At 46.2% G+C, this 11,404-nt stretch carries 9 protein-coding genes; 5 read left to right on the forward strand and 4 right to left on the reverse strand.

The genetic code is table 11. From position 1 onward, the window contains the following. Positions 1-47: 47 nt before the first annotated feature. Both L6472_RS04140 and L6472_RS04145 read right to left on the reverse strand, forming a co-directional pair. Positions 48-443 carry a four helix bundle protein gene (locus L6472_RS04140; RefSeq protein ID WP_044110564.1) on the reverse strand — a complete coding sequence of 132 codons (396 nt, stop codon included), beginning with the start codon at positions 441-443 and terminating at the stop codon, positions 48-50. 27 nt (positions 444-470) lie between these two features. Beyond that, complete coding sequence (locus L6472_RS04145; RefSeq protein ID WP_237807354.1) at positions 471-1,505, reverse strand: lysylphosphatidylglycerol synthase transmembrane domain-containing protein; 1,035 nt, start codon at positions 1,503-1,505, stop codon at positions 471-473. Between the two features lie 267 nt (positions 1,506-1,772). Between L6472_RS04145 and rsmA the strand changes: the two genes are divergently transcribed. Next, positions 1,773-2,570: a 16S rRNA (adenine(1518)-N(6)/adenine(1519)-N(6))-dimethyltransferase RsmA gene (rsmA, locus tag L6472_RS04150; protein ID WP_237807355.1), complete on the forward strand. Its 798-nt coding sequence runs from the start codon at positions 1,773-1,775 to the stop codon at positions 2,568-2,570. A 377-nt stretch (positions 2,571-2,947) separates the two neighbouring features. On the opposite strand, the gene L6472_RS04155 is transcribed toward rsmA, so the two are convergent. Continuing rightward, complete coding sequence (locus tag L6472_RS04155; RefSeq protein WP_237807966.1) at positions 2,948-4,273, reverse strand: MATE family efflux transporter; 1,326 nt, start codon at positions 4,271-4,273, stop codon at positions 2,948-2,950. 65 nt (positions 4,274-4,338) lie between these two features. Next, entirely contained in the window at positions 4,339-5,745 is a 1,407-nt protein-coding gene (rmuC, locus tag L6472_RS04160; RefSeq protein WP_237807356.1) for a DNA recombination protein RmuC, read from the reverse strand. A 143-nt stretch (positions 5,746-5,888) separates the two neighbouring features. Between rmuC and L6472_RS04165 the strand changes: the two genes are divergently transcribed. From L6472_RS04165 to L6472_RS04180, 4 genes are all read left to right on the forward strand, one after another. Continuing rightward, positions 5,889-8,822: a glycosyl hydrolase 115 family protein gene (locus tag L6472_RS04165; RefSeq protein ID WP_237807967.1), complete on the forward strand. Its 2,934-nt coding sequence runs from the start codon at positions 5,889-5,891 to the stop codon at positions 8,820-8,822. A 234-nt stretch (positions 8,823-9,056) separates the two neighbouring features. Next, entirely contained in the window at positions 9,057-10,364 is a 1,308-nt protein-coding gene (locus tag L6472_RS04170; RefSeq protein ID WP_237807357.1) for an NCS2 family permease, read from the forward strand. A 496-nt stretch (positions 10,365-10,860) separates the two neighbouring features. After that, positions 10,861-11,076, forward strand: a complete 216-nt coding sequence (locus L6472_RS04175) for a helix-turn-helix transcriptional regulator (protein ID WP_094399623.1) — start codon at positions 10,861-10,863, stop codon at positions 11,074-11,076. Positions 11,077-11,081: 5 nt separating this feature from the next. Further along, entirely contained in the window at positions 11,082-11,360 is a 279-nt protein-coding gene (locus L6472_RS04180; protein WP_237807358.1) for a helix-turn-helix domain-containing protein, read from the forward strand. The last annotated feature ends 44 nt before the right edge of the window (positions 11,361-11,404 follow it).

Below are 11,404 nucleotides of genomic sequence, written 5' to 3' on the forward strand. Positions count from 1 at the left end.
GAGGTACGAGGTGCGAGGTACGAGAATACCTTTTCCCGTTGTAACTCTTACTCTTGGTTATTAATGTTGTCTTGTACTTTTAATTTCTCTGTTAGCGATTTCTTTAATCCCCAGATTGTCATTGATACTCTTGATGCAAGTGTGTCAATCTTGTTAAAATCTGAATCGGATATATAATTATTATCGTGTGCTATCTCCATTTGACAGACTAATTCAGTGAGGGATCCGTAGGCAATGTCCAAGAAATGTATTCTCTCTCTTATTGCAAAACGTCCAAGTCCTTCTGCTATGTTTGAAGGAATAGAAATGGCAGCTCTTCTTATTTGATCGCAAAGGGCATATCTTTCGTATTCTGGAAACTGAAATAATAAACTATATGTTAGTTTGGTTAGTTCCTTGGCCAGTTTGTATGCATCGACATTGCGATAATAAAAATCATTCATATTACGCTTAAATCATTGTAAGTAAAACTATTCTCGTACCTCGTACCTCGCACCTCGTACCTCGTCCCTTTCTAGAGACCCATTCCCGTTTCTCGATACAAACGAGAGTCTAATTGAAGCCCATATGCCAAGAAGGACAACGAGTAGGGTCTGGACGGTGTGCACAATCAGTACAAAGTAGAGGGCTTGTTCGTCGGATACACCATAGAGAATCAGCATGGTCTTTACGGCAAAGTGCCAAGGACCAGCTCCGTTGGGCGTAGGTACGATGACGGCAAAGTTGCCCACCACGAAACATACCAGTGCACAACCGATGCCTAATGCTTTGGTGAAGTCGAAACAAAAGAATGTCAGGTAAAAATGCAAGAAGTACATCACCCAGATGCCGACGGAGAAGAACAAATACAAAGGAAGGTTCTTGATGTCCTTGAGCGATAACACACCTTCCCAGATGCCATGCAGTGTCATTCTCACCTTATTATATATAGAGAGGCGACGCAGCAGCAGATGTAGCAACAGCAATACGGCAATGCCGCAGATAGCCGTCACCAGCCATCCTGTTAGCGAGAAACTGGTCAGTATGTGATCAAACGACGTGCCCGTCTTCTTGAAGAACGTGCCAAAGACGCTCATCTCGAAAAGCAGAATCAGTCCTGAATAAAGCATCACCAGCAGCGTGTCGATGGCACGTTCGGTGACCACCGTGCCCAGCGCTTTTGCAAACGAGACACCCTCCCAGCGTTTCAGCAATCCACAGCGTGTGAACTCGCCAATACGTGGAATCAGCAACGACACGGCATAGCTGATAAAGACAGAGTTGACGACAACCGACTTTCTCGTTTTCTCGCCCATGGGCTCCAGTGTTTGTCGCCAGCGCCAACCGCGAAAAGCCTGTGCCAATATGCCAAAAGGAAAGGAAAGCAGCATCCAGGTCCAGTTCATTTCGTAGAGCACCACTTGCTTAATGCCTTGAAAATCAAAGCCGCGGTACATCCAATATAAAATGGTACCACCCAACAGGAGTGGCAATATGATTTTTGCGATGGCTTGAACGTACTTCATAGATTTCGCAAAGTTACGAATAAATGAGCGAAATGCAAAAAGAAAAGCACTTTTTCTTTTTCATTTCCGAATGCCAGTAACTTCGAGATTTCCTCTCAGAGTTACGAATAAATGAGCGAAATGCAAAAAGAAAAGCACTTTTTCTTTTTCATTTCCGAATGTCAGTAACTTCGAGATTTCTTCTCTCATCCTTTCTTATAAGACAAGAGGCACTTTTTATTTGTTTTCATTTTGTATTTCTCCGACTTATTCGTAACTTTGCACCCAATGAAGCAAGTAAGGCCCAAAAAGAATCTTGGTCAGCACTTCCTGACTGACCTCTCGATAGCTAAGCGCATTGCCGACACGGTAGATGCTTGTCCAAATATTCCTGTTCTGGAGGTCGGTCCGGGTATGGGTGTCATGACGCAATATCTGGTAGAGAAACCACGGCCTTTCAAGGTGGTAGAAATAGACCGCGAATCGGTGGAATACCTGAACGAGCACTTCCCCAAACTGCGTGAGAATATCCTTGGTGAGGACTTTCTGCGTATGGACTTGCAAGAGGTGTTTGGCGGATGCCAGTTTGTGCTGACGGGAAATTATCCCTACGATATCTCATCGCAGATTTTTTTTAAGATGATAGATAATCGCGATCTCATACCGTGTTGCACCGGTATGATACAACGAGAGGTGGCATTGCGAATTGCTTCAGAGCCTGGCAACAAGCAATATGGCATTCTGTCTGTGCTGATTCAGGCTTGGTATGATGTGGAGTATCTCTTCACAGTAGAGCCCGGCGTGTTCAATCCGCCTCCTAAAGTGCAGAGCGCAGTCATCCGAATGACACGTAATAAGGTGCAACAGCTGGGGTGCGATGAGAACTTGTTTAAGCGTGTGGTGAAGACATCGTTCAATCAGCGGCGCAAGATGCTACGCGTTTCTCTGAAGCAGATGTTGACGGACATGTCTATGATCAACGCGTCTCAGTTTGCAACACTACGCCCAGAGCAGTTGACCATTTCACAATTTGTGGAACTGACGAATTTGGTGGAAAAGGTGTTGTGTGCGAACACAAATGCTTGATTTGTGTCAATAAGAAGCCCTTTTTTTCATTTTCTCGCATTATTTTTGATACATCATATTGAAATAATGCCTACCTTTGCATCGTCAAAAGAAAACAAAGAGATCTTCAATAAGGTAATTAGTTAAGGTAAAAAAAGATTGATCAGGGGCCTTGTGAAAGGCGTAGAGAAAGCAAAGAAAAAGATATTTCAGTAGTTTAGTTTGATTAAGGTTAGTAAATAGATTGTTAGTAAGGTTTTCAAGAAGGTATTAGTAAAAGGTAAACAGAAAGGTTGTTAGAAAGGGTAACAAGTTAGAAAAGGTTTTTAGTTATTAATATCTGTGAAGTGCAGCCTCAGGGTAGTGACCCGAAGGCTGCACTTCTCTTTTATGAATGATTAGTGAGTCAGCTTCTTGGTGTTCCATTTTCCGTATCGCATGCGTGCCAGGAAGATGCTACCGCGGAAGGTCAGTTCGATGGCCATGGCAGTCCAGAACCCGCGTAAGCCATAGTCGCGTGCCAGCCACCATGCCAATGTCAGGCGTACACCCCACATGGAACAGAGACTCATGATGGCTGGTTTCAAGGTGTCGCCAGCACCAATAAACACACCATTACATACGATAGATGCTGCAAACATGGGTTCTGCCCAAGCTTCGATGCGCAGTGCGCGTGTTCCTTCGCTGATGATTTCCTCAACAGGAGAGAGAATGCCCATCAGTTCGGGAGAGAAGATCCACATCATGACACCCATCATGGTCATCACCCCGATGCCCAGCATGACAGACAAATTGGCAAATGAGCGGGTCAGCATGCGCTGTCCGGCACCGATGCCTTGTCCCACGAGTGTGGTGGCGGCCTCGGCAATGCCGTAGCCAGGCATGTAGCAAAGGCTCTCTACGGTGATGGCAAGTGAGTTGGCGGCAATTGCAATGGTGCCTAATGGTGCCACGATGATGGTGCTCACAATCTGTGCGCCACCCATCAATAGGTGCTGTAGTCCCATGGGGGCACCTATCTTAAAGGCAGTCCTGATGGTGTCGCTGCTGGGCTTGAATGTGCCAGGGTGGCCTTTCAGACGAAGCAAGTCGCTGCGCACCAACAGGAAGTAGAGCATGAGGATGGCTGTTATCAGCATTGCCATTCCCGTGCCCAGTGCCGCACCCATGACGCCCAGTTGCAGTATATATATAAATAGGTAGTTGAACACCACGTCCATCACACACATGCTGATGTTCAGTATCGAAGGAACCTTCATGTTGCCTGAGCATTTCAGCATAGAACCGGCCAAGCCTTCCATTTGAAAGAAAATGCCAAACACGCCAATCAGCATGAAGTACATGGAGGCATCGTGTGCTATCTCCTCGCTGCCACCCAACCAGTAGGGAAGGTAGCTGTGAATAGCAATGCATACTAAAGAAAGAAATACACTCCATGAGAAAGCGCATACCAGCGATTGACGCAGCACCCGGCGGGCATTCTCGAAGTCGTTGGCACCAATAAAGTGGGCCACCTGAACAGAGAATCCCATTGATACTGCCGACGAAATGCCACCCAACAGCCATGTGGAGGTTTCTACCAGACCGATGGCTGCTGTGGCACGTGCACCGAGATGGCCTACCATGGCAGCGTCGATGATGAACATGACGGTGGCAGAGATTTGTGCCAGAATAGAAGGAATAGACAACTGCACAATGAGTTGCAGCTTCTCTTGTTGCGTCATGGTGCGTCCTTCGCGAATATAAGCTAAAAGGTCTTTGCTTTTCAAAATCGTTCTCCTTTTTTAGTTTATTCGTTGCTATCGATAAATAGTGAGTCGTCCATTTCTGTCAGAGACTTTTTCTTTTTGTTTTCCATAGCTCCCGCCTTCAGCAGGTTTCTGGCTGCAGTAATGATGCTGGGGCCACTGTCGGCAGTGGTAATCTTTAGCTTGTTCATCTTCTTAATGGTGTCGTTCATACTCGACTCCACATCCATGAAGCGTATGCCAAAGTCCTGTACGCGGTCTATCACCGTGTTGGCAGCATCCATCATGGTCTGCTGATTCTTGAGTTGGCGCACTTGTGTCCACATCATCTCCAGCACACGCAGGTTCATATACATGGTTTGGGGTCCCAGTATCATGACGCCCTGGTCGTAGGCCTCGCGCCATAAGGTGGCATCATTCAGCAATGCCAGGTTCAGCGCTCCTTCTATTGGCACATACATGATGGCGAAATTCAAACGGTTGTAGCCGCTGGGCAGATATTTGGTGTATTCCTTCTTAGCCAGTCGTTTCACCTGTGCCCTTACACTTTCAATGTGAGCCTTGAGGTATTGACTCTTTTCTGGTGAGTCGTCATCGGCATTCATGTAGCGTTCGTAGTCGGTGAGTGACATCTTTGAGTCAACCACCACATGACGGTTGTTGGGGAAGTGCAGAATGAAATCGGGAATCAATCCGCGTCCATCTTCACCCTTCGCGCTGCGTCCGTCCTTGTCTTTCAGCGTCTCTTGTGTGTCGAACTGTTCGCCCTCTTTTAGTTCTAAGTCTTCCAGCAGTTGTTTTAGCTTCAGCTCGCCAAAATTGCCCTGCACTTTCACCTCTCCAGTCAAGGCGCGTGTCAGTCGGTCGGCCGTCTCGCCGATGGCCATACTCTTCTGGAGGTTTATCTTGATACTTTCGTCCAATCGGGTCAGAGCTTCAGCTTGTTGCTCCTTGCTGCGGTTCAAAGCCTCTTGCATATCCTTCAGACTTTTCTGCAGAGGGTCGATAATCTTCGATACCTGTTCTTGGTTCTGTACCCCCAACTCTTCCTGTCTGGATTTGAGAACACGCTCAGAGGTGGTCTGCATCTGTTCCTTAATCAGGTCCAATTGCGTCTTCACCTGTTCCTCGTTCATCTGCTTCAGGGTGGCAATCTGTTGCTCGAAGGCTTCCTGTTGTCTTTTCAGGTTCTTCTCATGTTCCTCCTTCAGCGCCCCGATGGCTTTCTCATGCTCCATTTTCAGAGCACTCGTAGCTTTCTCTTGTTCTGTTTTCTGTGACTCAAGGAGGCGCGTTGCGTTCTCGGCATTAGTCTTCTGCACATCACGTTCTGCTGTTAGAGTAGTAATGGTGTGCAGATAAGCCTCTTTGCCGCGATTACCTATGATGTATCCAGCAATGCCCATCAGTCCGCAAAGCACCAGTGCTACGATTATGTATATCTCCATATGATTAATCCCTTATTGCTTTTATTACATGGTGCAAAGTTACGAATAATATTCAAATTATCACTAACTATTTTTGCTTTTTCGATTTCTTAATATTACCTTTGCAGGCTGAAAACCAAACTAAAAGTATTAAAGTATTAGTGATTAAGAAAAGCTTGTTAGTAGTAGCGCTTGGAGGTTTCCTTCTCCAAGCTCCAGCCCAAGTGAGATTGGCTGGGAAGAAGGGAGAGTATTTCCCCTTAGTCAAAGGAAAAGAAAAGGCCGTGATTTGTTATGATAACAATGATGCCTTGGTGGTAGAACGCAGTGCAAGGATGCTGGCAGAGGATGTGGCTTGCGTGACGGGCACATCGCTGAAGGTACAACAGGGGACTGCAGGTGCCGACTATGCTATCATAGCCGGAACATTGGGTCACAGTCGTACCATTGATCAGTTGGTCAAGGCTGGACGGATAGACACCACAGGACTCACAGGCGCCTGGGAGCGCTATCATGTGACTATGCTCAAGTCGCCGGTAAAAGGCGTGAAGAAAGCAGTGGTGGTGGTTGGCAGCGATCGTCGCGGAACGGCCTATGGCGTGCTGTCTATCAGTAGGGCCATAGGTGTCAGTCCTTGGCGTTGGTGGCTAGATGCGCCAACAACAAAGCGTAGCTCATGTATGCTTCAGGTGAAACCTTTCACTTCGCGTACTCCTAGTGTGCGCTATCGTGGCGTGTTTATCAACGATGAGGACTGGGGCTTGTTAAAATGGGCGCGTCATAACTATGAAAAGGATCTTGGCAATATCGGACCCCGCACCTATGCCGCTGTCTGCGAATTGTTGCTTCGCCTGAATGCCAACTACTTGTGTCCGGCTATGCATGAAGCCTCGCTGGCATTTCATCGTTTGCCGGAAAATCGGTTGGTGGCCGACACTTTTGCCATTGTCATGGGGTCAAGTCATTGCGAACCTTTGTTGCTCAACACCGCCAGCGAGTGGGATCGTGGCAAGTTTGGCGCATGGGATTATAATAACAACCGTCGTGGTGTGGATAGTGTGCTGAATGCGCGTGCACAGGTGCTGGCACCATTCGAAAATGTCTATACGCTGGCTTTGCGTGGTTTGCATGATGTAGCCATGACCGGTAGCGATGATATGCTTGAACGTAAGAACACGATGCAAGCAGCTTTGATGGCTCAGCGACAGATGGTGGCACAGGCCACAGGTAGGCCGGCTGAGACAATTCCACAGGCTTTTACGCCCTATAAAGAGGTACTTGATGTTTATGACAAAGGGCTGCAGCTGCCCGATGACGTGACAATTATCTGGCCCGATGATAACTATGGCTACATGAAGCGCTTGTCAAGTCCAGACGAACAGAAACGTTCCGGGCGTAGTGGCGTGTACTATCATGCTTCGTATCTTGGACGTCCACACGACCATCTGTGGATGAATACACAGTCGCCATGTCACATGTACGAAGAACTGAAGAAGGCTTATGACCTGACAGCCGATCGTATTTGGCTGCTGAATGCAGGAGATATCAAGTCGTGTGAGTTTGCTACCGACCTATTTCTGGCTATGGCCTACGACCTGGATGCCTTCGACTATCAGCGTTGTGCTGACTATCGTACCGAGTGGACTTGTCAGCTTTTGGGCGATGACTATAAGGATGCCTATCATGACATATTCCGCACATTCTATCGTCTGGCCTTCCAACGTCGCCCAGAAGGTATGGGGTGGGGACAAGAGTGGGCCAGTGATGATCGTCCGATAGAGCAGACCACCGATACCGAGTTCTCGCTCAGCAATTATGGTGAGGCCGAGCGTCGTCTCTTTGACTATCATCGAATCGCTACTATTGCGGAAGACCTGTTTGCTAAGATGCCTGCCGAGAAACGCAGTTGTTTTTATGAGGCGGTTTATTATCCAGTAAAAGGTTGTGAACTTATGAACCGCATGACCATTGGCGCACAGAAAAACCGATGGTATGCCCAACAACATCGTGCTGCTACAGCCAGTGTAAAGGCCGAAGTGCAGAACTGTTACGACTCTCTGCAAATTATTACTAAGAATTATAATGCGTTGGAGAGTGGCAAGTGGGAACATATCATGAGTATGGTTCAGGGTGTCACAGCTTCGTATTATAATCTGCCTGAGTTGCGTGATGCGGAATTGGCCGACCAGCCCACTCTGGGCATTTTAGCCGAGGGTGAATATGGTACCTGTGGTCCTCGCACTATGCAGTCGCTGCCCGTTTTCTCGAAGTATCACCCTGATTATAAGTATTATATAGATGTATATAATCAGGGAAAGGGTACTCTACAATGGAAAACTACAACAAGTAAGGACTGGATTGTGCTCAGCGAAACGGCAGGTACTACCGACCAGCAACAGCGTATTCGTGTTTCTGTAGATTGGACAAAGGTGCCCCAGAGTGTAGAGGAAACAGGTTTCATCACCTTTGTGGGCAACGATGGTTGCGAGAAGGCTGTCCTTGTAAGTGCTTTCAACCCGTTGTCGCCTTCTGTCGATGAGCTCAAGGGACTTTATATAGAGGATAATGGGGTAGTGGTGATACCCGCTGCGGGCTATGCACGCAAAAAAGAGAATCAGCAGGTGAAGATGATGGAGGTACCGAACTTAGGTTGCGAGGATACTATCATCATCATGGGCGACCCTACACAGCCCCGTCAAAACAGTCGTTCTACTAATGCCCCATATTTGGAGTACGATTTCTATACATGGGAACAAGGTATGGTAGATGTCTATACCTACGTTATGCCTACATTTACAACGAGTGTGGATCGCGGATTTGCAGGGCATGAGCGCACCAACATCGAAACACAGTATGGTGTACGCATAGATGATGGGGTACAGATGCATCCAGCCACCAACTCGTGGGAGTATGCACAGCAATGGTATGAGAGTGTGCAGCGCAACACGCGTATCAACAAATGTACACTATATATCAAAAATCCAGGGCGTCATACCGTTCGTATTGTATGTCAGGATCCTGGCACCATGCTACAGAAAATTGTCATAGACTTTGGTGGGATGAAACGTTCGTATATGGGACCATCTGCCTGTATGTGATATAAACCGTTGCTTATAACCTAATCAGCTATAGTACTTGTGATTATAGCTGATTTTTTTATTATATGATTGTCATGGCAAAGGCCTATTATTTGTAGGGATGCTCACGGATAGAAATAATAAAACCTAAAATAATAATTATTATTTGGAAATGTCAGCTAAAGGTGTTAATTTTGCAAAATCTTTCACAATGGTAAGAAAAAGCTCAACCTTGCAACCATTTAAATAAATATTATGATACAAAAACTTTTTGGGTTTAATCCCGCCACAATGACATTTCGCAAAGAGGTAATTGGTGGCATTACCACATTCCTCACGATGGCCTATATTCTGGCTGTCAATCCTAGTATTCTATCTGCCACTGGCATGGATGCTGGTGCTGTGTTTACCACCACTTGTATCTCGGCAGTTGTAGCCACGTTGGTAATGGCATTCTACGCCAAGTTGCCATTTGCTTTGGCCCCAGGTATGGGCCTTAATGCTTTCTTCGCTTACACTGTAGTGCTTACTATGGGTTATAGTTGGCAGTTCGCGCTTACAGCTGTACTCATTGAGGGTATTATCTTTATTCTACTCACCATTACCGGTTTGCGACAGTACATTGTCAATGCCATTCCGTTGGTTTTGCGCCGTGCCATTAGTCCGGGCATAGGCTTGTTTATTGCCTTTGTGGGTCTAAAAAGTGCTGGTATCGTTACCTCTTCAGAGGCAACCTTCATCACTTTGGGCAATCTTCATGATCCAGCTGTGCTACTGGGAATTTTCGGTATTGTGCTCACGGCAGCTCTGCTCGTCAGAGGTGTCACAGGCTCGCTGCTCATAGGTATTCTCGTTACAACTGCCGTAGGCATTCCTTTGGGCATCACCAATTATGGTGGTATCCTCTCTGCTCCTCCCTCTATTGAGCCCATCTTCTGGCAGTTCGAGTGGCACAACATCCTCTCGGTTGATATGGTTGTTGTTGTGCTGACGTTCCTCTTCATTGATATGTTCGATACGATTGGTACACTTATTGGCGTATCTAACCGTGCTGGTATGGTCGATGAAGATGGCAATGTGAAGAATCTTAATCAAGCTTTTATGGCTGATGCTATTGGTACCACAGTCGGTGCAATGCTCGGTACTTCAACAGTGACAACTTATGTTGAGAGTGCATCGGGTGTCAATGTCGGGGGGCGTAGCGGTCTCACAAGCTTCACTACAGCTCTGTGTTTCGCTATCGCACTGCTCTTTGCACCACTTTTCTTGGCGATCCCTGGTCAAGCCACGGCAGCAGCCTTGGTGTTGGTAGGTGTCATGATGATGCACGACGTGCGTAAGGTTGACTTCTCCGACTATGTAACTGGCATCCCATGTTTCATATGTATCGTACTGATGCCGCTGACATATAGTATCTCTGATGGTATCTTGATGGGTGTAATCTCATATGTTCTCATTCATCTGTTGTCAGGTAACATCAAAGATAAGGATGAACGCAACAACATCAATTGGGCCACTATTCTTTTGGCTGTTCTCTTTGTGTGTCGTTACGCATTCCTTTAACTGGCAGACATTTGCTACATAAACTGAATAGTCCCAGAGCGTTTGTTGTACGCTCTGGGACTATTCAGTTTATGTAGAATCATCTTTCCATCGTAGGTATTGTTCTCTTTATGATATATACCTCCTCTGCTCAGCAGGCAACCAATTCAAGCTGTCCAGCTTAATGAGTTACATGCTATTATATTGCGTTATTTGTCTTTTTAGTCGTGAGGCTTGTCTTGGTCGCATTAAATATCTGCCACTATTGGCACTTTCTTATTCAGAAATACCTGTAAAAGAGCTCTATTATCTCTTTCTTTGGCAAATTACCAGTAAATTAAATTATGCTCGAAGAGGAATGCGATTACGTTGCCAAAATGTCTTGTTTATGACAGCTAAAATAGCAAATACTTGATAAAATCATCAAATTTTCACCACAAACAATAAAAATTAAGTGTATTCTACTGAATTATGAATAGTTATTTGTATCTTTGCCCTCGAACAAGAGAAATCTATCATGGCAAAATTAAATCGGATAAGAATCGTTCTAGCAGAACATGACCTGAACAACAAGTGGTTGGCAGATAAGTTGGGAAAAGACCAGGCAACTATTTCCAAATGGGTCACCAACACCACCCAGCCCAGCCTTGAAGCCCTCATTGCAATAGCCAATGCGCTTGAAGTGCCTGTGCAGGAGTTGGTGAGACAGGAAGAATTCAATCAAGAGAAATAAGTCAAATGATAACAAAAGACGAGATACAAGAGTTGTTGCATAGCACGGAAACCTATCGTGTGGAGCGAACCACGTCAACAGGTGACATGGATAAGTTTCAGAAGGCGATCTGTGCCTTTGCTAACGACCTGCCAAACTCGCGAAAAAATGGCTACCTGATACTGATGGCTTACGATGATGGCGGTAATGTTGGCGGTAAAATGGCGGTGATAATGTCCCCAGTTTGTCCCCAGCTTTGTCACAAGTTGGAAGGAGATCGTCTTAAAGTTAAACATGAATCCTGAACCCTGAGCCCAAAGTAGGCTTATGCCTTCGAAGATGGTTCGGA

The sequence above is a fragment of the Prevotella sp. E13-17 genome (assembly GCF_022024035.1).
Lineage (GTDB): Bacteria > Bacteroidota > Bacteroidia > Bacteroidales > Bacteroidaceae > Prevotella.

Bases quoted from the DNA above. Each gene is read 5' to 3' on its own strand.
- L6472_RS04145 (WP_237807354.1), bottom strand. From the start codon at position 1,505: ATGAAGTACGTTCAAGCCATCGCAAAAATCATATTGCCACTCCTGTTG.
- L6472_RS04140 (WP_044110564.1), bottom strand. From the start codon at position 443: ATGAATGATTTTTATTATCGCAATGTCGATGCATACAAACTGGCCAAG.
- L6472_RS04170 (WP_237807357.1), top strand. From the start codon at position 9,057: ATGATACAAAAACTTTTTGGGTTTAATCCCGCCACAATGACATTTCGC.
- rsmA (WP_237807355.1), top strand. From the start codon at position 1,773: ATGAAGCAAGTAAGGCCCAAAAAGAATCTTGGTCAGCACTTCCTGACT.
- rmuC (WP_237807356.1), bottom strand. From the start codon at position 5,745: ATGGAGATATACATAATCGTAGCACTGGTGCTTTGCGGACTGATGGGC.
- L6472_RS04175 (WP_094399623.1), top strand. From the start codon at position 10,861: ATGGCAAAATTAAATCGGATAAGAATCGTTCTAGCAGAACATGACCTG.
- L6472_RS04155 (WP_237807966.1), bottom strand. From the start codon at position 4,273: ATGACGCAACAAGAGAAGCTGCAACTCATTGTGCAGTTGTCTATTCCT.
- L6472_RS04180 (WP_237807358.1), top strand. From the start codon at position 11,082: ATGATAACAAAAGACGAGATACAAGAGTTGTTGCATAGCACGGAAACC.